The following is a 23,813-nucleotide window of genomic DNA, read 5'->3' as shown; positions in this document are numbered from 1 at the left end:
ATTACGATCAATTAACTCCTGATAACGCGTCGTAGGAGAAACTTCCCAATCCGAATATTTAGAAAATGGGTGAGAACCAGTTGTTGCCAGTAAAATGTCCATTTTTTTCGTAACATGCTGAAGAGCAACAAGTGTTGCATAAAGATCTTCTTCAACTTCTTGCACCAAACTGCATTTGGATGTATTAACTTCGATGGTACTTAAATAGAATTCCTGTTTGATTTTCTCAAGATGAGACACAGCATTTAAAACATCTTCTGCTCGAGAGCATAAATTGTAGGTTTCAGCATCGATGAGTTGCAGTTCTATTTCTACACCCAAAGTTAATATTCCATTACTGTTAAAAAGAATTTCATCTTCTGAGGCTAATAATGGTTGAGTAGTATCTGGATCTTGTGTTGATAAGGATTCGTTGAGTTGACTTTGCATAGTTAATCCTTCTTCTTCTTATTATTATTATTATTATTATTGGAGATAGTATGGGAAAGTCTCCTCTTCGGATATTTTTGAGGAGCTCTATACAGTTAGATTTAATAGTGATGTACAATAAATATACCTTAAACATTCATATCTGATGAAATAATTCGTACACAAATCATTTCAGATACTAATAGTTAAAGCATCCGATTTCAACCTTGAATTTTTATAAGACCATTCATGAGCACTATCGACAAGAATCACGTAGATCAAAAAATTGATCTGCAAACACAATCTGAACTGCGTTCTAAAAGCATTATTCTTGCCTTGCGCAAAATCATGCAGCAAATGGATTTTCATTCCAGACGCTTAAATAAATGTTATGGTTTAACTATACCGCAAATCGCATGTTTATATGAAATTTATGAAAATGGAATTATGACTATCTCTAGCTTATCTAAAAAAGTGTATTTATCCATGAGCACCTTAGTGGGCGTGATCGATCGGTTGGAGGAAAAAGAATTTCTTCTTCGCACACGAGACTGTAAAGACCGTCGTATTATCTATATTGATATCACTGAAAAGGGAAAAAATTTTGTTCGTGCTGCCCCCTACCTTTTACATAATCGCCTTAATGAGAATCTTCGTTCTTTGGATGAAAAAGAACAAATAATCCTCGCCGACTCCATTAATTTATTGGTTAATCTACTCAAAGACATTTAAAGGAAAATCAAAACTTATTTTTTATCCATACCAACAGGCGTTCATATTGTCCACGAGGACCAGACTTACAGGAGAATGAAGCCACCTCTTCTCCAATGCCCCAAGCTTAATTTGTTCACGGGGATCTTTCATTGTAGTTATATCCTCTATTTAATTTGCCACCAACCCGTTTTTCTTCGCACAAGGTTAGGTGCAATAATCGTCTTTTGTGTTCTATCAGATTGTGTGATTAGAATCACTAGATTGTTATTTTTATCAGGTCCTAAAATCGTTGGTGAATTCGCGTAACTATTTCCCAAACCAATACCTACAGGATAAACCCCAGCGTATTGATCAGAAGCATTAAAAGCATTGTCGCCACTTAGATCAAATCGGGCATACTGGAAAGCGCCTCCATTCAAGAAATTCAATTCTAAAAGCATGGATGAGAACCCAAATCCACATGAGTCAAGGGGGGGGGTATTTAACGTCGTAATAAATGCTCCGTTAATCAGTTCGGGGCTACCGATTATTCTTTGGCCTGCTACAGGCAAATCAGCAAACCACCCTACTTTGTTAATCCAGTTTATGGTGTTAGCCGTCGCGGTAATAATGTCTGTGGATAAACCAGAAGTAGATGCATTAACCACCGCTAAAGTTTGCTGCTGAAGATTAGTACGAGTAAAGGTTGCTGAAGACAGCGGTTTATCCCATATCCCATAAAGTGTTTGAGTTTGAGCATTAGCCAAATCAGATGTTGTCAGAAGTTGCCCCGTGCCAAAGAGGACAAACGGACCTTGGTAGCGTGGATAATTCGGATTTAAAGTCACTATAGGGGCTGTAGTTATAGGCTGAGCTACACCGGTTGAATCCCTTGCTTGAAACAGGACTCGAGGACTCCAATTGGCAGGATCACTAGATGAAACATCAACGGCCCAAAGGTTACCTTGTATGTCACCAGCATAGACGGCTGTAACAGGTTCTCCTTGCAATCCGTCTCTTTGAGCTAATGCAACTGTCGATAATCCTTGAGGTAAATTAACATTACAGGCCGAAGGCACAGCGGCACAAAGATCTATTTTTCGAATTACTGATCCTGTTTGCGGATTGATTGCATAAAGTACCGACGTATTGTTCGCGCTGTTATACCCATTACCAAAAAAGACAGCAAAATTTAAGGAGGAAGAACTTGTTTTTGCTATTTGCCCCACTTTGGGAATACTGAAAGTGAGTCCTAAATCCGCATCAGTATATTCCCATAAGACAGCCTTTGCCAGTGCAGTTTCAGTCGCCAGACTTGTGGGGCTAGTTACATCAAGTGCATAGATGCTTTGCCCCCCCGCATTTTCTCCTCCCACGAGAATAGTGTGCCAGGATCCATCGGTGAATTGTACATCGGCACTTTCTGGTGAGCCGTTGACATAGAATAAGTGGTTTTGATTATAAAGGGTAGAACTAAGCTGATAGAGATTACTAAATACATTATTAGGAATGAAGCTGAAGAGTTCTTGCCCCGTACTCGCATTAAACGCATGGAGCATTCCATCGTTTGCTCCCACATAAAGGGTGGGTTGCCGATTAACGTTTGTTTTTGCAAAATCGATATAACTGGTTGTTAAATAAGGGGCTTGAGGTGCGGCAACGTATATGACCTGGCTGTCAACTATATCCCCCAGCACATGAGAGCGGTTGCGGAATGTTCCCCCATTTCTTTTTTCTAATGAGGTATTGCCCCGTATATACTCCAATCGCTGTTCCCCGAATAGATCGTAAGGCTGTAATTGCGCTTGTTGGGTTGCATTAATGTTTGTCCATCTAAAGGGAACACCAACGTTGGCCACAGGATCCCAAGTGGCTATTTTTCGGTTTGCTGACCACCCTGCTCCAACCACTAGAGAGTCAAGTTGGGATTGGGCTGACCATAGGACCGTACTTGTTGGTGTGCCAGTATCTGGATCAAGTTTTATCGCTAACAGATTTCCAGTCCAATCTTCATAAGGAGTATCTCGGGTAGTAAAGTTAGCTTGGTGTTCTACAGTGCTCGTATCGATACGAGTTGAACTGACAGTCGCTGCTGAAGTTGAAAACGATCCATTTTGAATATTTGCCAGAATCGAATTAAAACTATTTACCAGTTGCTCTGGATTTGCCGCAGGATAATAATCCACTGTGCCGCCTGTTACTGCAAAAGCCTTTAGAGTTGCTGCCGCTTGAGGGTTAACTGTAGGGTCAACACCTGCTCCCAAACCTATAACAAATGTGGTAACACCATCATCTCTCAGACTAACTACTTGATCAATCGCATCGGATAAAGCTCGATCATTAGTGCTATTGAGCGTTCCGTCCACATTGAATGTCGCAGTGACCCCGTATCCTTCTGCTGCTGCAGTCCCTAATGGCGGCCAATATCTTCCCTGGAGATCCTGAGTCGGCAATCCATCTGAAATTAGAATAATATATTTTTTTTGGGGACAATCACCACTCGTTGTTCCTACAGTCTTCATAAAGCTTCTAGCCCTGGTTAACATCCCTCCAAGTGGAGATTGGGTAGCTGATGCTTTTATTTCAGTGGTAGATGTCGTATTGGTTTCAGGTTGTAAAAAAGGCAGAAAAGCATTCAGTGCATTAGCAACACTTGCGGGAGTTGGATTTATTCCGGCCGTCTTCATGTTGACCAGTACATTGCCCGTATTAAACGAATTGTTACTGTAATATGCAAAACCTCGCAGCACATACATTACCTGCGGTGAAAAAGGTACAAATCCAGCATTCGTAGGCGATGTAGCGAAGTTGCCAATAGAAGGTCTTGTATTGGCGTAGCTCATTCTGATATTCCCTTGATTATAATTGGATAGGGTATAATTAGGAGGATATGGGTTAGAAGGTGTTGGACCATTATAACTCACAAATACCCCAGGGAGGCCACCTGAACTATAAAGCACATCATTAATAACCGGATCGTCACTAGAATTTCCAATTTGCATGTACTGACTTGAAGATACTACATTGGTACCATAGAGCGCAGCGAGGGATGTGCAGTTGCTCGCAACCGTAGTTGATGCAGAGCTGTAGTTATAGCAAGGATTTGTGACATATCGATTACCAACGATTGGAGTATTTGTAAATACAAAATTACTGCCTTGGGGCGACATGTAATACACCCATGTACTAAAAACACTGATACTACTCGTACTGTAGGTTGCCAAGGCAAAATCCGTTGAAGGTATATACTGTTCAATGATCGCTTCGACCGAAGCTTTGGCTATATTTAATCGACTGGGGCTATTATCCACTTTATTTCCGTTCAGAGTGACGGTATAAGGAGCGAATCCATTGGCATCAGGACCTTGCACTGGTGGAGTAAAACCCGCTGGAACTTGATAATTAACAGGTGAGCTTGAATTGTAAAGGGAATTTAGGTTGCTTGTTAATGACCCTGAACCGGTCATTATCGCGCCGCTAAAGTTACCATCCATCGATTGAGAGTTTCCTATCAGGATCAGTACCTGGGGATGGGTTGGACTAGCTATCACGAGTGGAATTTGAGGGATAGATAATGACACGGCATAGAGTGATATAGAAAAACACAACAAAATAGCCGTGAGAACACCTGATAGAGATAGCATAAGCCAGCATTTTCGATACCTGGCTAAGTTTCTAAAGATAAAAATGTCCATCATATTCACAATCCCTTGTTGCATTTAAAGGCTAATCCTAAGCAAAATTTGCATACCATCCTCATCTCAATAGAAACACAACAAAATATCTATTTTGCAGAGCAAAAAAATGGACATGTACTAATTAAGCCGTCTTAAGTAATCACAGCATTATCTTTTTCAAGCTACCTATTTATTCGAATAATAGAGAAAATCCACATAATTTAAAATATAAATATAACCAGTAACTGAATCTTCAATAACTTTCTTCGTGAGCTTCAAAGATGAAACAGCACTCCTAGACTTGAATTACTTCAGTCAAGGGCTCGTTTGGAACAACCTATATTTGTATTTAGCACTCTTCAGCAAATTGCTAATATCCATCTCGATATGTTCAACTGTATCATAAGGGTGGCTTTTTACAATTCTACTTCCTGGCCAAAATGCTGCGATTTTTTAAGCACCCCAATACTCATATACTTCATGTATGCTCCGTTTAGGGACTCTAAAAGCACAGCAATTTGGCTCAGAATATTGGAAATGAGCCTAATAAGCTTTTAGGCTCTCTTTTGACTGTGAAGAAAGGCTCGAATAGAGGGGAACCATTCAAGCCATGATATTGCGAGGTTACCGCTATGTGTATGCCACTTTTTCTTTTATTGGACTGTACTATATGTGATATGTGCTCCATCCTATATCACAAGTTACCCTTATTAAAGGCAAGTAGAAACCCTTTTCCTTTAGGGTTCGGTCGACATTATACTTCTTTAGTTTCCAAAGTCAACAATAAGTCTCCAATAGAAACTTATTGTTTCCAAAAATCTATTTTTTGCATAATTCTTGTCGATTTGTTATACTTCATATCCTTAAAACTTTGCTTGTATCATCATGGAAAAAGTCAACCTGGCAGAACAGTTCGCTGACCGCTTACGTGGTGCAATGATTGCGGCTGGATTTAATTCGCAACGCTCCACTTCTGGTGTCTGCATCCATAAACTCTCGGAAATTACAGGCTACTCCGTACAAATTTGTCGTAAGTATCTCCGCGGAGAGGCTATTCCCGACCCCGTTAAATTAAGAGAAATTGCAGTAAAAATTCATGTTTCACCAGGATGGTTATTATTTGGAGACTCCCATAATGACCAGGGAATTACTCCCCAAAATATATCAATTAATAAAAATCTGCTTCACTATATTTTCACCAGGGCATCATGCCTATACAACGGAACGCTGCTGGAGCAGGAGATACCCAATTTTTTAATGGAATTAATCAATGATGTCAGCTTAATTAATGCAGATGAAGAACAATCTAAAAAAATCATTGACCTGGCTTTGTCTACAGTGAAACATTTTAGTTATCCACATGGAACATAATACCAACTCGTCCGGTTTAGGAATCATAGAGTAGAAACTCTTCTCTCAAAAATTAACGTCGCCTAACAATATATTTCACCATTGACCTAATAGTGGTATTATTGCATTTTAATAACACACTGAGTTTGTATGTTACTCCACTGTCTTTTCATCATAGGTATTTGTGTTGAAGCGGTCACTGGCGCACTCGCTGCCGGCCGCAAAAAAATGGATTTTTTTGGGGTCATGCTGATTGCCTGCATTGCTGCATTAGGTGGCGGTACTGTACGAGACGCTCTATTTAACACCTACCCGCTGACCTGGGTTATCCATCCTGAATACTTACTTTACACCTCATTATTTGCATTCCTTACCATATTTATTGCACATTCCCTGATTCGAATCATGAAAATATTTTTAATCCTTGATGCTCTGGGACTATCTACTTTTGTGATCATTGGCACTCAAAAAGCCCTAAATCATGGTTTATCACCAAGCATCGCAGTGATTAGTGGGATGATCACGGGTATTTGTGGTGGGATGTTACGAGATATTTTATGCAATGATATACCACTTGTATTAAGAAAGGAGCTCTATGCAGTCATTGCTTTAGCTGGCGCAGTGCTATTTATCACACTCGACTATTTCCATGTTTCGGAAAATATTAATGTGATAATCACCCTAATCAGTATTTTTACCGCACGCCTTTTAGCTATTTTTTTCCACATTGAAATACCGATATTTGACTATTCGGAAAGTATCAAAAAACGTAAAAGGAAATTTTAGTCGCAGCCTGGAAGAAAGTTAGATTGAGCACCGGTTTGAAATTAGTGAGGAAATAGCATTCCTGGTTGCAAGCAACCAGGCTATGAATCACGCTTATACTTCTTTAACTTCGAGAATACTCACTTCCTCAACGGGTACATCAGCATGTCCCATGCTTTGTGTAGTTTTTACTTTAGCAATAGCATCTACAACATCCATACCTTCAACCACTTCACCAAATACACAATATCCATATCCTTGCATGTGCTCACCGCTGTAATTTAAAAATGCATTATCAGCAACGTTAATAAAAAATTGTGCCGTTGCAGAATGCGGATCCATGGTTCGTGCCATTGCAATAGTACCTCGTTTATTTGGCTTCGCATTCTTTGCTTCATTCTTAATCGGTTCGTTGGGCGATTTTTGTTTCATATCTGAATCAAGCCCACCGCCTTGAATCATAAAACCGGCAATAACACGATGGAAAATTGTATTATTATAGAAACCACTGCGCACATAATTAAGAAAATTTTCTGCTGTAGTCGGAGTATTTTCTGTATCTAACTGTAGATGAATATCACCTTTAGATGTGCTAATTACAACCATTATATCTCCTGTCATTTTTAAATTAATTGATGGATCTTAATATAAAAAGCCTTTGCTTTTTATAGGATAATACTCGTTATGCGACGTAAATGGCATGAGTTGCCTTTTAGTTCGAACGTTCACTCATTATCAACTCACGCATTTTATCACAAACATCGTGCATTACATGAACATTATGAATACTTGCTAATGCTGTAAATAAATTTGTTTTTTGTTTTGCTAACTGATGTAAATAAGACCGTGAATAATTAAGGCAAGTATAACAAGAACAATGTGTCATAATTGGTGACATATCATCAGCAAAGCATGATTTTTTTATTTGAATTCGTTCATTCTCATGCTCACTGGCAAAACGTAACCAGTTGCCTTCCCGAATCAACTCACCGCAATATAAAGAACCATGCCGTGCATTACGTGTAGGAGCAACACAATCGAACATATCAATTCCTTCGGCAACTACATCTAAAAGGTCTTGGGGCGACATTCCAACGCCCATGGTATACCGCGGCTTATTTTCTGGTAGATAATTACGAACCCACCGGATAACTTCAACTGTGGTTTTCATATCGAAACCGATGGTTTCACCACCAATCGCAATGCCTTCAGTATTCATGGAAGACACAAAATCCGCACTTTCACGACGTAAATCTTGAAAAGTCCCCCCTTGAATAATGCCGAAAAGCGCTTGCTCATAACCATATCGCGAATTGGGGTATTGTTGATGGTATTGCATGGATTGTTTTAACCAACGATGCGTACGCGTCATGATATGATTTACTTCATCTTTAGTACAACTATCTGGGGTGCACTGATCAAAAGCCATAATAATATCGGCTCCAATAATCTTTTGGGTTTCCAAAGACATTTCCGGTGTCATATGAATTAATCGCCCACTGCCTGGCAATCTAAAATGTGCCCCCTCCTCATCAATAGTACAGATTTCTTTATTCTTGGATAAACTGAAAACTTGAAAGCCGCCACTATCGGTTAACATAGGGCCGTGCCATCCCATAAAAGGATGCATACCGCCTGCTTTTTCGATAACTTCCATGCCTGGGGCACACAACATATGGTAAGTATTACCCCCTAAAATGATTTGACTGTGTGCATCACGCAATTCTGCAGGGGTCATATTATTTACACCGGCACGTGTGCCAACCGGCATAAAAACTGGGGTAATAAATTCACCATGAGCAGTGGTGACACGAGTCACCCGTGCCTGGGTAGCTGTGTGTTTATGCAACACGTCACAAGAAAAGGTTTTCATCTGCTAAAAAGAGTTCAAAAAAGCCGATGATAGCTAAGTCAAACTCAGATTACCAGCACTAGTCATGTTAATCATGAATCAATAGACTTCTCTCTCAACTCGCAGCAGTGTGCAAAGTGCAAGAAGAAGAATTGGAGTGTACCTGCAATCATTATGAGCAGTCTCTTGATACTTACGCCCCACTCTCGCGACAACTCGTGTTCGAGGGTAAGGCGTCAGAATAGTGCAGGGTTTCGAAAGAAATATAATCTATGATATTATCCGCAAAACCCGAGGAAGCATGGTCTTATTCATCCAAACTCTAAAAAGGATACACATATATGCCCAGTTCAAATTCTCATTTATTCATGATTGACATAGAAAATACTGAACTTTCAGAACTTGAACGGGAAATCGTAAAACATCCTAATGTCGGCTCCGTGATTCTTTTCACACGTAACTTTACAAGTCCACAACAGCTGGAACATTTAATTCATGAAATCCGCGAAATCAATCCTGGTATTTTTATAACGACCGACCATGAAGGTGGTTTTGTGCAACGTTTTTTGCGCCAGGGATTTCGCGCCCTGCCTGCTCTCCGCGTCTATGGCGATGTGTATGATCTAAGCCCGGAAGTGGGTATCCGCCTTGCGAGAAAATATGGCGAAATTATGGCTAAAGATCTATTGGCGTTTGGTATTGATTTAAGTCTTGCTCCAGTCCTTGATCTCCATGATAGAAGTCCTGTCATTGCACGTTTGGATCGCGCTTTTCACCATAATCCTGATGTCATTATTGCTTTAGCAAGCGCTTTTATTGAAGGCATGAATGCCGCTGGGATGCCTGCGGTTGCCAAACATTTTCCCGGCCATGGTTCAGTTTGTACTGATTCACATACTGCCATGCCAGTTTCTCTTGTCTCAATTGATGAATTGAAAATTAAAGATTTGAAACCTTTTAGCGAGCTTATCCAGAAAGGTTTACTCAGCGCAGTGATGCCCGCCCACGTAACTTACAAAACAATTGATGCAAATAAACCTGCTGGTTTTTCAACAATTTGGCTACAAGAGATTTTACGCTATGAATTGGAATTTAAAGGTTTAGTTTTAAGCGATTGTCTGAGTATGACAGGTGCCGATATAGGCAATTTAATGACTCGCGCAGAAGAAGCGCTTAATGCCGGTTGTGATATGTTGATTGTCTGCCATCAACCACGCCTCGTATTATTGGAACTATTGCAGAAAATCAGATTACCTCAATCACCAGAATCAGCTGCTCGCATCACACAGTTTAAAAATCAGATGCTTCGTTTCGCTCATCCAGAAAAAAATCAGTCCCTGTCTCATTTATCCCAAGCAGCGCAAGAACACGAAGGCACTGTGGGGAAAAATCTGCAATTCAATACATCAACAACAATTTAAATACTTGTGGTCTGGACAACAGCAAAATGGTTGCAGGCTAAACAGCACTAGGGGATCATAAACTATCATCATGAAGCACACTTTTTCGAGTGTTCCAAAACAAAAAACATCCCGTGAGAACCATGAATAAGAAGTACAAAGCACACCATCCCGGCATAGAGATTCCTAACATTTGCCAACTGACTTCAGCACAATCCGCTGTTCCCCAAAACAAAGTCTTTACTACCGTTTGCCAGGGAAAATAACGAATTAGAATATCCAGTCCTGGCATACAAGCAGGCGCTTCACCTTCTGGTAAAGATTGTAACCATAGTTGACGTAAAGCAAAATATAGTCCGGCGCAAGCAATAATGACTTGCAGCACACTAATTATACGCGCCCTCTTTAATGTTCGAAAGCTTAACCCCATAACAGCCAATAACAACAAAACACAGACACGCTGCATGATGCATAAAGGACACGGAGTGAGACCCACCACATATTGAAAATAAAAAGACGCAAACAATACAAACAAAGTTAGCATTGCATTAAAAGTTTGAATTTTTCTATAAGTAATTTTTCTCATGATTTTGGCAACATATAGGATATAGCCGCTTTAAGATCATCATCATTGCATTTAATACATGTTCCTTTTGAAGGCATAGCATTCAAACCTTTAATTGAAGAAGCAAGTAAATCATTTAATTCTCTCCCTGATAAACGCGGTTTCCAATCCTGATCATTTCTGAATTTTGGCGCCCCCGCCAGACCATCCCGATGACACACAATACAATATTGTTGATATGTTTCTTGTCCAGGCTCTGTTTTTGTCGCAGTATCACTCATTGTTTTATTATCCACTTGAGCCTGGCCCTCTACAGTAACCTTTCCTACTGGTTGAATTCTTAATTGAATTTCTTGTTGCTGCAATTCATCACTTGCATACAACGTAAGTGAACAACAAAACAATGATATCAAAAACTGCCACTTCATGCCCAGACACCTCATGATAATACAAGGTAAACGTATCCAATGGGGTAATAATAAAAATCAAAATCCTATATTTCGCGCGCTTTATGTGCGGAATCCAGCTCCAGTCTTCATGAAAGTTCCCCTGAATGCCATGCATAAAGCTCGGCAAGCAGGTAAAGAGCTGTTTTTAGTTCAATAAATTAGATACGTTTTACCCTGCATGATAATAATTTGACATGATACCTAGAAGTGAATTTTTTTTCCAGCAAGATTAAAAACCAGGGTCTGTTGAGATTCGTTAGAGTGAACCAAAATAGTTTGATTTTAAAGCACCGACACAGCATACATCAGTATGTGAGCATCCACCATTCACATATTTTTCGTTCAACCTGAGCTCAAATATGGCTTTCCGCTCATAGGGTGCTAACCCTTATTTCCATAAAGACAATCTTCAAACTATAATAGTACCTCTAGCTCTAATTTATGGAGATGAAACATGATCCAAGCAATTCCTGAGGGCTTTCACACTGTAACTCCAACTTTGACTTTTAAAAATTGTACGAAAGCGATTGAGTTTTATAAAAAAGCATTTAATGCAAAAGCACTGCAGGTTTTCCCATCTTTAGATGGAAAAGGCATTATGCATGCCCACATCCAAATTGGTAACTCCATTATGATGTTGGCTGATGAAATGGAAGGTGAAAATTGTTCCCAAAGTGCTGAGACACTTGACAACTCACCAATCAGATTTTTTATATATGTTGCTGACGTAGACTCGGTTTTCCAACAAGCAGTATCTGCCGGTGGCCAAACAACAATACCTGTATCTGACATGTTCTGGGGAGATCGTGCCGGACAAATTAAAGATCCTTTTGGCTATTCCTGGATGATTGCCACGCATACTCGAGATCTAACCGATGAGGAAATCAAAAAAAATGCAGCAGATTTCTTCACATCAATAACAAAAAAATAAGATATGTTATAAGGATTTGAAATGCCAGATTACATTGAGTTGGACCCGATTTTGCTCATTGCAGATCCTAAAATAGTCACTATTCCGGTGATTGATAATCACGAGCCTATGATTGATTTAGTTGGTCTTCAAGAGATTAGCTATGGTCCCTCTCCTGAGATACCCAACAATACTGATTACACAAAAATGCGACAATCGGTTTATGAAAAATTAAAACAAGCCCAACTCTTGTTACCTAAAGGATTGCGTTTTTGTTTGTATGAAAGTTATCGGAGTCTGACATTACAAAAATCGCTCTTTGACATACGTTATGAGAAAGTTAAGAACAAGCATCCTGGATGGTCCCCTGAACAGATTTTCACTGAAACAACCCGTATGGTTTCCCCAGTAATTAACCAGGACGGTTCACCCAATATTCCCCCTCACTCAACGGGCGCGGCAATTGATGTATATTTAATCGATGAGCAAGGAGAGGCCATTGAAATGGGAATTCACCCTAAAGATTGGATGCAAGATTTAGATGGCTCTCTTTCTCTTAGTGATTCAGAAATTATTACTGAAGAGGCAAAGAAAAATCGCAAAATCATGAGTCATGTCTTAGAAGCTGTTGGTTTCATTAATTATCGTAATGAATACTGGCATTGGTCTTATGGAGACCGTTACTGGGCTTATTATAAACAAAAACCGTATGCATTTTATGATAGCTGTAAATAATATTTATGTGCTGCAGCCTGGGTAAAACGTCGCCATAACCCGGGAGATTCGGTGATATTTTTGTCGCTCTTTCTGTGCGTGCATCCTTATAATGAACATAGTATGATACTGTATTCTTTGCAAAATGCGGTATCCTATGGCCTCAAGAACATTACGTATAGCAACGCGTCAAAGCCCACTCGCCTTATGGCAAGCCAATCATGTTCGAGATTTATTATTAAATAAATGGCCGAACCTGCAAATTGAATTATTACCCATGAGTACCTCTGGAGATAAATTCCTCAAAGATAAACTTCTGGCTGTTGGCGGCAAGGGATTATTTGTAAAAGAATTAGAAGAAGCATTATTGGATAAAAGAGCTGATTTTGCCGTCCATTCTTCAAAGGATATGCCCGCAGAATTTCCTGAAGGCCTGGGTTTGGTTGCGATCTGTAAAAGAGACAATCCTTTCGATGTCTTTGTCAGTTACCAATACAAGGATTTGCAAACACTGCCTGCCCAATCTATTGTTGGTACATCAAGCCTTAGACGACAATCGCAATTATTAGCTCACAGACCAGATTTAAACGTAAAAGCCTTACGAGGTAATATCAATACGAGACTCGAGAAACTCAAATCAGGAGAATATCAGGCAATTATCCTTGCTGCTGCGGGTCTTGAACGTATGGGATTTACTGATGCCGTAACCGAACAATTATCAGCACAAATTATGCTTCCTGCGTGCGGTCAGGGTGCCTTGGCAATCGAATGCAGAAGCGATGATCACGAAATCCAAGCGCTCATTACTGAACTCAATGATTCCATATCTTCTATTTGTGTCCACGCGGAGCGAAGGGTTAACGCTCTTCTTGGCGGTAATTGTCATGTGCCTTTAGCAGTTTTTTGTGCTCCAATAGAGAACAAACAACTTTCTTTGCACGCGAAAATTTTAACCCTTGATGGGTCAAAAATCATCACGAGTACGCAAACCGGCCCAATAGAGCAGGCGACCAGCATGGCTGACCGTTGTGCTCAATCTTTGCTGGCACAAGGTGCAGCCAACCTTCTTGCATCAGTGCCCCGATGAATAGCTCACTTCATGGTTTATGCATTTTAAATACTCGCCCACAAGATCAAGCACATCAGTTGAGCCAAAGGATTCGTGAAGCAGGAGGAGTAGCAATTGAACTTCCAACTTTAAAAATTGAAGCAGCAAAAAGTAATTGGATCAATTCATTACCTGATTTAGAAAAAATAGATCAAGCCATTTTTATAAGTGCAAATGCTGTTCATTATTGTTTCACTCAATTAAACCAGCAACACATTAAGTGGCCATCTTCGATTCAAGTCATTGCAATTGGTGAGGGTAGTGCCACTGCACTGCAAAAATTCGGCATACGCGTGAATGCAATTCCTGACATGCCTGACAGTGAACATTTATTGGCATTAGAAACATTACAACAACCAGAAAAACAAAACATGCTACTCTTTAAGGGGGAAGGAGGCAGACCTCTCATTGAAGAACAATTGATGCAAAGAGGAGCTAACCTGATTATTCTCAAAGTATATCAAAGGGTTATCCCCCAAATAAACCGTCAATTTATTCAATCGATATGGCGCGATGATTTAGTGGACATTATACTGTTAACAAGCGAACAGTCTTTGCATAACCTTTTTAAACTGTTTGATAAAGAAGCCCATGATTGGCTTCGCGATAAAAAATGGCTAATAATTAGTGAGCGGCTGGCCCAAATTGCCTCTTCTATGAAAATAAGAAATATTAGGGTATGCACTCCTAATCGGGTAATGAATACATTGTTTGACTACGTAAATAAGGATTAACTTATGTCAAGTGGCAAAGAAGAACAAATACAAAAAACAAAAAAGACAGTGAGCACGTCACCTAGTGAAAAGACAAAACCAAAAGGTAATTCCCCTGTCTGTCACAATAAATATCTAATATTTGTATTAAGCATTATTGTATCTTTCGTAGCGCTTGGCATCGCTGCATATACCCTTTTTCTGAACAAACAATTACACGCTCAATTAAGTGAAGCGCAAAATAATTTTTCCACGCACCTGCAACAACTAGAACAAAAACAAGATCAAGCCCAAGAGCTGATCAATGCAAAAACAAATAATGCTGAAGAAATACAGAAACAATTACAAACTAAATTTGAAAGTTTAAGCAAACAATTACAAAATGCTATGAGCCAAAAGTTCTATCAAAACCAGGACTGGCTCCTACTCAAAGCACGGTACTACCTTGAGTTAGCACAAATCAATGCACATTGGAGTTATGGAGTGGACTCCACAGTAGTATTGTTAGAACAAGCAGATCAACTCTTAAAACAATTAAACGGCCCTAAAATTTTGGAAATTCGACAAGCAATCGCTAAAGATATAGCACAAAACCAAGCCTTGCCCTCTGTGGATATTGCTGGATTGCTTAGTCAATTAGATGCAGCGCAACACAGCATTAATGATTTGAGTATTCCGTTACCGATAAGTGAAAATGTAACTTCAACAGGAAACTCAACAACGCCAACAAGTAACTCACTAACTTGGCGCACTCACATACAAAACAGCGTGAATATACTGGAAAAACTTGTTGTGATCCGGCGCCATGATCAGGAAATTAAACCACTTTTATCCCCCGCATTAGAAGCGATACTTAAAGAAAAACTCCGACTCAATCTCCAAGAGGCACAATGGGCAATTTTAAATAATGAACCCTCTGTTTATCAACTGGTTCTAAAACAGGCAATTGACAGTCTTAAAATGAACTTTAATGCGAATATGCCAAAGACGGCCGCTCTAATCAAAAAACTTACTGAGTTACAACAAAAAAATATAGCTCAAAAAAGACCTAGTATGGGCCCTGTACTCCCTATGATTAATGAATTGATTGACACTCAAAAATATTCAGCAAATCAATCCATAAATAGCGAACAAGGAGGAAATCCATAATGATGCGTCTTCTCTTTGCTTTTTTGATTTTACTAGGTGCTGTAGCTTTTGGAATTCAACTCAATAAAGATCCAGGCTATGTATTAATTGCAATCAACCAATGGACCATTGAAACTACGGTCTGGGTAGCTGTCTTTGGTATTATTATTTCATTTATTGTCTTGTATTTTATACTTCGCTTATGCCAAAAGATTTCGCATACCCCAAGCACATTATCTCGATGGCATTCGAAGAGACTGGCTCAAAAAGCACAAGCAATTACCCGAAAAGGATTAATTGAATACAGTGAGGGATATTGGTTAAAAGCAAAAAATCATTTGATTCAGGCATTGCCTAATACCGATACACCGCTACTCAATTATTTAACAGCAGCGCGTGCGGCTCAAAAAATGGGAGACAATCAATTACGTGATGATTATTTGCGTGAAGCACAGCACTCCATGCCAGAAGCTAAAATTGCTGTTGAATTGACCCAGGCAGAATTGCAACTAGCAAATCATCAATGGGAACAAGCCCTGGCGACCTTGAAACATTTACATGACATCGCACCACGCCATCCTTACGTTTTAAAACTAATCATGCAGCTTTATCAAGAAGTAAAAGACTGGCCGCAACTTATAACTATTTTACCTGATTTAAAAAAGCATCGGGTTCTTAATCAACAGGAATTTGAATTATTACAATATAATGCTTATTTACAAAGACTGATTGACCTGGTAAAGCAAAATCAACCAGAAGTTGTGGATACTTTTTTTCATTCGCTCCCTAAACCTTTAACGAATGAGCCCAATATTATCGCAGAATATGTACGTTTCTTATTAAAAAAAGGAGACTATATTACTGCAAGTAATTTACTGCAGCGTGCTCTGCGCAAAGATCTTGACTCTCAACTTATCGGGCTTTACAGTCTATTGCCCTCTAATGAGAAGCAACTGGCTTTTGCTGAAGGATTGCTCAAAAAAAATGCGCATTCAGCGGCACTTTATTTATGTCTAGGGCAAATTTGTATGAAACAACAACTATGGGGTAAAGCCAAATACTATCTTGAAAAATCAAATGAGATCGAACCCAGCGCTTTAGCCTACGAAATTCAAGGGCAATTGCATGAAAAGCTTGGTGAAGAGTCACTTGCATGCAAAAGCTATAAGCAAGGGTTAGAATTGATAGCCAAAGAAGCCTAAATCCATATCAATGTTAATGCTCGGCTAGTGGTGCCAACATAAGAAAATACTCTGGCCCCCAAGGTAACCTGGGCTGAAAAGCCCGTCCATAACAGTCCGATGCATATCTATAAGAACTTTGGTTGATGACAGGCATCATTGCAATCTGTTTTGGTTTTTTCTACTTGAATTGTTACATGTTGGATATTAAACTCATGACGTAATTGTTCAACCCATTCAGCCCTTAATGCATCAGAAAGCTCTTCATCAGGCATATGCAAATGGACTGACATCGCATTTTCCTGAGTACTCAGTGCCCAAATATGTAAATCATGAAATCCTTTTACACCCGATTTGTTTAATAGAAAATCGCTCACAGCCGTCCAGGAAATACTATCTGGTACTCCATCTATAATTAATCTGAAACTTCCTGCGAATAAAGTCCAGGTACCCTTGAGCATAATTAACGCAATTAACAAACCAACTACAGGATCTATCCAAAGCCAACCACTCCAATACAATAATGCCGCTGACACAACCACACCAACAGAAACTAAAGCATCATAAAATAAATGTAAATAAGCACCTCTAATATTTAAGTCCTCAGAACCATGAGCAAACAATAATGCGGTAGTTGAATTAATTACAATACCTATACCTGCGACGACCATCACGGATAAAGCCTGGACTTCTGATGGTGAAAATAATTTATAAACTGCATCGGTAGCAATAATTCCACAAGTAAAGACTAACAAAATCCCATTTGCCAACGCTGAGAGAATGGATATTTTTTTTAACCCATAAGTCGCTTTCATGGTAGGTGCACGCTTCATAAGCACCGTAGCAATCCAGGCTAAAACCAAACCTAAAACATCACCTAAATTGTGAAACGCATCTGCCAATAAACTGGTCGAATTAGATAAATAGGCAAAAACAATTTGTATGAATACAAAAATACCATTCGCTATTATGGAAATAATAAACGCTTTATTATAGTTAGCAGCATGTTGTTGCCCATGATGGTGATGATGATGTGAACCACCACCATGTGAGTGCGAACTCATAACGCTCCCTCATCTTTTGGGTCTTCAGAATAATAATTAATACCAATTTTTATTCGATTACGCTCTTTTTGTTTACGCCAAGCATTTGTATCGCGTAAAGAATAAACACATCCACAATATTCCTGTTTATAAAATTCTTCGCGCTTGGCAATTTCATACATACGTTCTGAACCCCCATTTTTGCGCCAATTATAAGTCCAGTACTCTAGATCGGGATATTTACTTGCAGCTCGAATGCCGCAATCATTAATTTGATTCATATCCTTCCAGCGTGAAATTCCCAAAGAACTGCTGATCACAGGAAAACCATGTTCGTGAGCATATAATGCTGTACGTTCAAAACGCATATCAAAACACATGGTGCATCGTTTACCACGCTCAGGCTCCCATTCCAACCCCTTAGCCCGAGCAAACCAATTATCTTTGTCATAGTCTGCATCGATAAACGGGATATTATGTTTTTGTGCAAAATTAATATTTTCATTTTTTCTAATTTCATATTCTTGCACAGGATGAATGTTCGGATTATAAAAAAAGATAGTGAAATTAATTTCTGAACTGATAAGCGCTTCCATAACCTCACCAGAGCAGGGTGCACAGCATGAATGCAATAACAATTTATCTGCACTGTTAGGTAGTTCTAATCGCTCTCTTTGTGTCATTTTGTTACATCCGGCAAATTTATAAAATGGTGACGATAATATACCAATTCTGCAATAGAATCTTTAATATCATCTAATGCAAGGTGTTTTGATTCTTTCACAAGCCCGTTTAACAACTCAGGCCTCCAACGTATGGCCAGCTCTTTTAATGTACTCACATCCAAATTCCGGTAATGAAAAAACGCAGCAAGATCCGGCATGTATTTATACAAAAATCGTCTGTCCTGGCATATACTATTACCGCACATTGGTGATTTACCTTTATCCAAATACTGCTTTAGAAATTCAATTGTTAATTGCTCTGCTCGCGCCTCACTAATTTGACTTTGCAAAACTCGATTGACTAAACCAGATTGTCCATGCTGTCTGGTATTCCAGGAATCCATCCCATCCAGTAATACTTTAGGTTGAGAAATAGCAAAAACGGGGCCTTCAGCAATTATATTTAAATGCGGATCAGTAACCACCGTAGCAAGCTCGATGATCCTGTCTTTTTCAGGCTCAAGTCCTGTCATTTCCAAATCTATCCAAATTAAATTTTGATTATTTTTCATTTGTCTTCCAGGAGTTTAGTATCAGTTCTACACAAGCTACTCGTCTTTGATGCAAGGCTTGTTTAATTGCCTCATCCTTATAACCTTCAGCAATAATCGTTTGGCTATTCACTTTAGCACACTCAGCGAGCAAGTAACTCCATAATTTACCCTGCCGGTAATCAATATCTCGACCACAACCTTTTGCGTCAGATTCACAAGCAATCAACATATTATAGAAGGGTTCTGGGCGACGGAACGCATCGCATTGTTCTAAAATTTTTACAATATTACTCGCTTGCAACTCAGATAAACGATGGATATTCAAATGAAATCGTGAAACCATAGTTGCGAGGGTACGATAATTATTGGGAATCCGTAAACGAGAGCACAAAGCCTCAATAATAGCAACACCTCGTTCCTCATGACCATGGTGGCTTGGCCAATTGTTTGTTGGTGATAAAGCCTTACCTAAATCATGAACTAATGCAGCAAAACGTATCACAGGATCTGCAGTTAAAGTCACTGCAGCGTGTAAAACCAGTAAAGTATGAACTCCCGTATCTACTTCATGATGGTAACGATAAGGATTAGGAATACCAAACAGTGCATCAATCTCAGGCAAAATAACACGCAATGCATCACAGGACCGTAAGGTCACAATAAATTGTTCTGGATTTTTTTCCTCCAGACTTTTTTGCCATTCTTGCCAGACACGTTCAGCCACCAAATGAGCCAATTCACCCCGTTGAACCATGGTATACATCAATGAACGTGTTTCATCAGCTAGTTTAAAACCCAAATGATGAAAGCGTGCGGCGAAACGAGCAATACGCAGTACGCGGACAGGATCTTCTACGAAAGCTGGAGATACATGACGGAGTAGCTTAGCCTCTAAATCCTTTAGTCCATTATAAGGATCAATAAGTTGTCCCTCTTCATCACGAGCCATTGCATTAATTGTTAAATCACGACGTACTAAATCCTCTTCCAAAGTTACAGTTTTATCAAAATCACAGGAAAAACCATAATATCCAGGGGCTGATTTTCTTTCGGTTCGTGCTAAAGCATATTCTTCATTGGTCTTAGGATGCAAAAAAACCGGGAAATCACGACCAACTTTCCTGAATCCTTTTTCTAATAATTTATCCGGGCTAGAACCAACAACAACCCAATCGCGCTCTTTTACTGGGAGATTTAATAATTGATCACGAACAGCACCACCAACCAAGTATACTTTCATTAAATTTAATTTACCTTCATACTGTATGATTATTTAGCTCTGGCTTTTTTTCTGAGCCAAGGGTATCTTAACAATTATAATATAGATTAGAACCATGAGTAAAAGACGTATTAGTAAACAACAATCTGCACGTATTGAAAAAATTCAACAAAATTATCATGAAACTAAAAAAAACCATGATGATCTCGCTGATGGCTTAGTTATTACTCGCTTTAGCAAGCACGTTATAATCGAAGATAATCAGGGCATGCAGATACATTGTTCCATCAGACCCAATCTAGAAAAAGTAGTAGCAGGGGACAGGGTAATTTGGCAAGCAGAGGGCGTTAATCAAGGTGTAGTAGTCAGTTTATATCCACGAAGCAGTGTCTTGGCAAAACCGACCAGTTCAGGGCTAATAAAACCTGTTGCTGCTAATATCACGCAACTCATTGTTGTCATCGCACCAAAACCAGAAATATCCTGGCCATTGCTTGATAGCTATTTGGTTATGGCAGAAACACTGAACTTGCAGGCAATAATTTTATTAAATAAAACCGATTTACCCTGTGAGCTGCTTAAAAAACAATTAATTCTTGACTATGGAAATCTTAATTATCCTATTCTACTAACGAATAAAAACTACCCTGAAGGTTTAGAACAACTCAAACATAGATTAAATCATCAAATCAGTGTTTTTGTAGGGCAATCTGGGGTAGGTAAATCATCACTTATTTCGAGCATTCTGCCTCACGAACACAATATCTCAATTAATGATCTTTCTGAAATATCAGAATTAGGTCGGCATACTACTAGCAATTCTTGCTACTACCATTTATCCAGCGGTGGAGCATTAATTGATTCCCCTGGTGTAAGAGAGTTTAGCTTATGGCATATAGATACTGCTGAAATCGTACGCGGTTATACTGAGTTTAGACCCTACTTGTCACAATGCAAGTTTCGCAATTGCACCCACAAAGACACTCCACATTGTGCCATTATTAAGGCAAAAAATGACGGCTTGATTTCAGAAAAACGATATGAAAATTTTATCAAGCTTTGTGCACAGTATACTAAATAATACCTTGCTGCAGCCAAATACTGACTATTTAAGTCCAGGATGTAAAAAACTATAAGGTGTAAGATGATAGCCTACTCACCAATCTCAATTCTATTTAGGAAAGTAAAATTGTTAAGTATATTGACCTATATAATCAAGAACAGGTCTGCCGCTATTCTTAGCCTTTTCCTTTTGTGTTACGGTTAAAATAGGTTGGCCTAGTTTGAATAAGTATGTACTTATATTCTCAGAATTTCCGGGCTCAATAGAAAGCTCAGATAATTTAGTTTTATACTCAACAATTATTGATTCAACATCTTTTGCTTTTTCGGGCAATTTAAAGAAATCGACCCTGTCTGCTTTATTACGGGGACGGGAGAAAAAACATAACGGTGAACTTTCAGTGCTTTGACACAATTGCGCTATTTGGGCATTGATATGTTTGGTGCAATTACTAAGAAATTGTGACTTTGCCCTTTCTAAATCACATAATCTAATCAGAATTAATAACCGCTTAGAGTGGTATTCGCTTAATCCATTGAGGAATTCAGTAAATAAGATATTAACACGAAACTGCTTCATGAGCTCATTTTGATTTTGAGCATAAGTTTGTATTATGTCATCTAATAAATGATTAATACGCATTTGCACTGACGGATTTTTTGTATCGAAGAGCTGTAATGCATTAAATAACAATTCTGGCTCAAACCAATGAACACCAAGTTCGTTTAATTTACAATTTTGAACAAGCTCCAACCATTGAATTGTCGGTTTATAACGTGTAAACCATGTATAAAAACTATTATCTCTACGTGCTGGAATAATAATATCATGGATAATTTCTTCATAGGCGGCTTCCAAAGCTTTGGGCTTATTTGCTGCAACGAGAGGCAGCAAAACGGTAAAAATGCCATATGCCTCTGGAAAAACGTTATTTTTTTTATCCCATAAACTGTGCGTTTGCCGAGTGAAAAAAAACGAAAGTTCAAATTGAGTAGTAAAGAGAGAAACAAGCAACTTGCAGCAATTGACAAAAGCATCTGATTTAATGAATGGTTCTTCTCGGCTTTCTTTGGCAAGAACTTGGTAAACGGGTGCTAATTCCTTACTTGCAGCTTTCAAATCTGGATTAAATTGAAATAACCATTTGCCTAGCATTTGAACTTCATAATTTATCTCCTCATAATTATTTGCAGTATGAAGCGCGATAAATAAATCTAACAAATACTGTTCATCTTCTTTATATTTAATTTTTGTACCGTACAAATAATTTACATCAGCTAAATTATAATCATATAAGCGACGGAAAAGATTATTAATCTCTTTTTTGAAGTGTGTAAACTCTAAACCGCTAGCTTGCATAAGGTAGTATTGTTCAATTAACTCTACTAAATGAGGTAAAAAAGCGATAGGCATATGCCCTCGATTTTGTAACTTAACAAAAACCTTTTTACGCATAAGATCCCAAAAATTTTTGAATGATTCGGAATTTACGCTTACCTCTCGTGAAGTTTGTTTACATAATTTTAGACGGGCCAACTCATCTACAGTAACAACACTCAGCTTTTTATCTGCTCTGTAGGTGGACAGCTCAAATTGCCAGCTCTCTAGGTGCTTACAAAAGCTCAATTTTCTATATAAAGTTTTCCCACCATGACCTAGATAAAAGTTGAAGAGATTTACAGTTTCATCAAGCGATGAAAAATCATTTAAATCTTTTTCATTTACCAAAGTTGGTATGAGAATTTTTAAATAATTAATCCTCACTAATGGAGCAAATTCCTTGGCTAAATCGATCCAGTGTTGGTTTATGGCCGAGGGATTACGTGTGTAATCATCATCACGATCTACAATTGCTTCCCAACGACTTTTATAGCAAGCAAGAAGATAAAAAAAATCATCAGAAGTTAAATCATCACGTGCTACTCGTTTGGAAAAACGATCAAAAAGACATTCACGTAACATTGCATCACATGTAATGAGTTTGTCTTCCCTTTCTAGAGTTTGAATAAAATCCAAAATTCGTTGGACTAACATAAACTACGACCTATCCTTAAATAAAATTAACTTAAACTAAAGTCAGATAAAAATCAATTATTAAACTTTCCAAGGAATAACAGTAACTATAAGAACTAAATCAAAAAAAAGGCAAGAACTTATCGCAATTCAAAATGCTCATAGAAAAAGAAACCTAAGGCAGCGTATCATTTATAGTTTTTGTAGCACTTATGTTACGCCGAAAAAAAAAGCGGCTTTTGAGCCGCTTTCTAAGAATAAAACCCTGGCGATGACCTACTTTCACATGAGGAGACCTCACACTATCATTGGCGCGGGTTCGTTTCACTTCTGAGTTCGAGAT

General features: G+C 38.7%; 22 protein-coding genes and 1 rRNA gene. 11 read left to right on the top strand and 12 right to left on the bottom strand.

What is annotated here, in order from left to right; translation table 11 throughout:
* A partial coding sequence (locus Lpar_RS01035; protein ID WP_237759322.1) for a glutamate-cysteine ligase family protein occupies positions 1 to 429 on the bottom strand: 429 nt, incomplete at its 3' end.
* A 228-nt stretch (positions 430 to 657) separates the two neighbouring features.
* Between Lpar_RS01035 and Lpar_RS01030 the strand changes: the two genes are divergently transcribed.
* Positions 658 to 1,140 (top strand): MarR family winged helix-turn-helix transcriptional regulator, encoded by a 483-nt coding sequence (locus Lpar_RS01030; protein ID WP_058516152.1) that lies wholly within the window; start codon positions 658 to 660, stop codon positions 1,138 to 1,140.
* Between the two features lie 146 nt (positions 1,141 to 1,286).
* Here Lpar_RS01030 and Lpar_RS01025 read toward each other — a convergent pair whose 3' ends face one another.
* The gene (locus tag Lpar_RS01025; RefSeq protein ID WP_058516153.1) at positions 1,287 to 4,745 is read right to left on the bottom strand and encodes a PilC/PilY family type IV pilus protein; all 3,459 of its coding nucleotides are present in this window, start codon (positions 4,743 to 4,745) and stop codon (positions 1,287 to 1,289) included.
* 918 nt (positions 4,746 to 5,663) lie between these two features.
* Here Lpar_RS01025 and Lpar_RS01020 point away from each other — a divergent pair.
* Together Lpar_RS01020 and Lpar_RS01015 are read left to right on the top strand one after the other, a co-directional pair.
* The gene (locus Lpar_RS01020) at positions 5,664 to 6,149 is read left to right on the top strand and encodes a helix-turn-helix domain-containing protein (RefSeq protein WP_058516151.1); all 486 of its coding nucleotides are present in this window, start codon (positions 5,664 to 5,666) and stop codon (positions 6,147 to 6,149) included.
* Positions 6,150 to 6,278: 129 nt separating this feature from the next.
* Positions 6,279 to 6,914 (top strand): trimeric intracellular cation channel family protein, encoded by a 636-nt coding sequence (locus Lpar_RS01015; protein ID WP_058516150.1) that lies wholly within the window; start codon positions 6,279 to 6,281, stop codon positions 6,912 to 6,914.
* 93 nt (positions 6,915 to 7,007) lie between these two features.
* Here the strand turns inward: Lpar_RS01015 and Lpar_RS01010 are convergent, their stop codons facing one another.
* Both Lpar_RS01010 and tgt read right to left on the bottom strand, forming a co-directional pair.
* A complete protein-coding gene (locus Lpar_RS01010) occupies positions 7,008 to 7,499 on the bottom strand; it encodes a peptidylprolyl isomerase (protein WP_058516149.1) in 492 nt (163 codons plus the stop codon).
* A 106-nt stretch (positions 7,500 to 7,605) separates the two neighbouring features.
* Positions 7,606 to 8,766 (bottom strand): tRNA guanosine(34) transglycosylase Tgt, encoded by a 1,161-nt coding sequence (gene tgt, locus Lpar_RS01005; RefSeq protein ID WP_058516148.1) that lies wholly within the window; start codon positions 8,764 to 8,766, stop codon positions 7,606 to 7,608.
* 320 nt (positions 8,767 to 9,086) lie between these two features.
* Between tgt and nagZ the strand changes: the two genes are divergently transcribed.
* Positions 9,087 to 10,166: a beta-N-acetylhexosaminidase gene (gene nagZ, locus Lpar_RS01000; protein ID WP_058516147.1), complete on the top strand. Its 1,080-nt coding sequence runs from the start codon at positions 9,087 to 9,089 to the stop codon at positions 10,164 to 10,166.
* A 55-nt stretch (positions 10,167 to 10,221) separates the two neighbouring features.
* On the opposite strand, the gene Lpar_RS00995 is transcribed toward nagZ, so the two are convergent.
* Both Lpar_RS00995 and Lpar_RS00990 read right to left on the bottom strand, forming a co-directional pair.
* Positions 10,222 to 10,731 (bottom strand): disulfide bond formation protein B, encoded by a 510-nt coding sequence (locus tag Lpar_RS00995; protein ID WP_058516146.1) that lies wholly within the window; start codon positions 10,729 to 10,731, stop codon positions 10,222 to 10,224.
* Entirely contained in the window at positions 10,728 to 11,138 is a 411-nt protein-coding gene (locus Lpar_RS00990; protein ID WP_058516145.1) for a c-type cytochrome, read from the bottom strand. The genes Lpar_RS00995 and Lpar_RS00990 overlap by 4 nt, the downstream gene beginning before the upstream one ends.
* 475 nt (positions 11,139 to 11,613) lie before the next feature.
* Here Lpar_RS00990 and Lpar_RS00980 point away from each other — a divergent pair, with 475 nt between their 5' ends.
* The 6 genes from Lpar_RS00980 to Lpar_RS00955 all read left to right on the top strand — a co-directional run bounded on the left by Lpar_RS00980 (position 11,614) and on the right by Lpar_RS00955 (position 16,934).
* The gene (locus Lpar_RS00980; RefSeq protein WP_058516143.1) at positions 11,614 to 12,090 is read left to right on the top strand and encodes a VOC family protein; all 477 of its coding nucleotides are present in this window, start codon (positions 11,614 to 11,616) and stop codon (positions 12,088 to 12,090) included.
* Positions 12,091 to 12,111: 21 nt separating this feature from the next.
* Complete coding sequence (locus Lpar_RS00975) at positions 12,112 to 12,804, top strand: M15 family metallopeptidase (protein WP_058516142.1); 693 nt, start codon at positions 12,112 to 12,114, stop codon at positions 12,802 to 12,804.
* A gap of 136 nt (positions 12,805 to 12,940) precedes the next feature.
* Positions 12,941 to 13,870 (top strand): hydroxymethylbilane synthase, encoded by a 930-nt coding sequence (gene hemC, locus Lpar_RS00970; protein ID WP_058516141.1) that lies wholly within the window; start codon positions 12,941 to 12,943, stop codon positions 13,868 to 13,870.
* Complete coding sequence (locus Lpar_RS00965) at positions 13,867 to 14,625, top strand: uroporphyrinogen-III synthase (RefSeq protein ID WP_058516140.1); 759 nt, start codon at positions 13,867 to 13,869, stop codon at positions 14,623 to 14,625. The genes hemC and Lpar_RS00965 overlap by 4 nt, the downstream gene beginning before the upstream one ends.
* 3 nt (positions 14,626 to 14,628) lie before the next feature.
* A complete protein-coding gene (locus Lpar_RS00960; RefSeq protein WP_058516139.1) occupies positions 14,629 to 15,753 on the top strand; it encodes a uroporphyrinogen-III C-methyltransferase in 1,125 nt (374 codons plus the stop codon).
* The gene (locus Lpar_RS00955) at positions 15,753 to 16,934 is read left to right on the top strand and encodes a heme biosynthesis HemY N-terminal domain-containing protein (RefSeq protein WP_058516138.1); all 1,182 of its coding nucleotides are present in this window, start codon (positions 15,753 to 15,755) and stop codon (positions 16,932 to 16,934) included. Before Lpar_RS00960 ends, Lpar_RS00955 begins: the two co-directional genes overlap by 1 nt.
* Before the next feature lie 107 nt (positions 16,935 to 17,041).
* Here the strand turns inward: Lpar_RS00955 and Lpar_RS00950 are convergent, their stop codons facing one another.
* The 4 genes from Lpar_RS00950 to Lpar_RS00935 are packed head-to-tail and all read right to left on the bottom strand — an operon-like array spanning position 17,042 to position 20,415.
* Positions 17,042 to 17,977 carry a cation diffusion facilitator family transporter gene (locus Lpar_RS00950; protein ID WP_058516137.1) on the bottom strand — a complete coding sequence of 312 codons (936 nt, stop codon included), beginning with the start codon at positions 17,975 to 17,977 and terminating at the stop codon, positions 17,042 to 17,044.
* Positions 17,974 to 18,639 (bottom strand): epoxyqueuosine reductase QueH, encoded by a 666-nt coding sequence (locus tag Lpar_RS00945; protein ID WP_058516136.1) that lies wholly within the window; start codon positions 18,637 to 18,639, stop codon positions 17,974 to 17,976. Before Lpar_RS00945 ends, Lpar_RS00950 begins: the two co-directional genes overlap by 4 nt.
* Positions 18,636 to 19,193, bottom strand: a complete 558-nt coding sequence (orn, locus tag Lpar_RS00940) for an oligoribonuclease (protein ID WP_058516135.1) — start codon at positions 19,191 to 19,193, stop codon at positions 18,636 to 18,638. Before orn ends, Lpar_RS00945 begins: the two co-directional genes overlap by 4 nt.
* The gene (locus Lpar_RS00935; RefSeq protein ID WP_058516134.1) at positions 19,183 to 20,415 is read right to left on the bottom strand and encodes a multifunctional CCA addition/repair protein; all 1,233 of its coding nucleotides are present in this window, start codon (positions 20,413 to 20,415) and stop codon (positions 19,183 to 19,185) included. Before Lpar_RS00935 ends, orn begins: the two co-directional genes overlap by 11 nt.
* Positions 20,416 to 20,509: 94 nt before the next feature.
* Between Lpar_RS00935 and rsgA the strand changes: the two genes are divergently transcribed.
* Positions 20,510 to 21,475, top strand: a complete 966-nt coding sequence (rsgA, locus tag Lpar_RS00930; protein WP_058516133.1) for a small ribosomal subunit biogenesis GTPase RsgA — start codon at positions 20,510 to 20,512, stop codon at positions 21,473 to 21,475.
* A 111-nt stretch (positions 21,476 to 21,586) separates the two neighbouring features.
* Here the strand turns inward: rsgA and Lpar_RS00925 are convergent, their stop codons facing one another.
* Complete coding sequence (locus Lpar_RS00925; RefSeq protein ID WP_058516132.1) at positions 21,587 to 23,491, bottom strand: hypothetical protein; 1,905 nt, start codon at positions 23,489 to 23,491, stop codon at positions 21,587 to 21,589.
* Between the two features lie 242 nt (positions 23,492 to 23,733).
* Positions 23,734 to 23,813: ribosomal RNA gene (gene rrf, locus Lpar_RS19730) — 5S ribosomal RNA — on the bottom strand; the annotation flags it as partial.

The sequence above is a fragment of the Legionella parisiensis genome (genome assembly GCF_001467945.1).
Taxonomy (GTDB): Bacteria; Pseudomonadota; Gammaproteobacteria; order Legionellales; family Legionellaceae; genus Legionella; species Legionella parisiensis.
The sequence above is the reverse complement of the archived record's forward strand: the minus strand, read 5'-3'. Positions and strand labels throughout refer to the sequence as shown.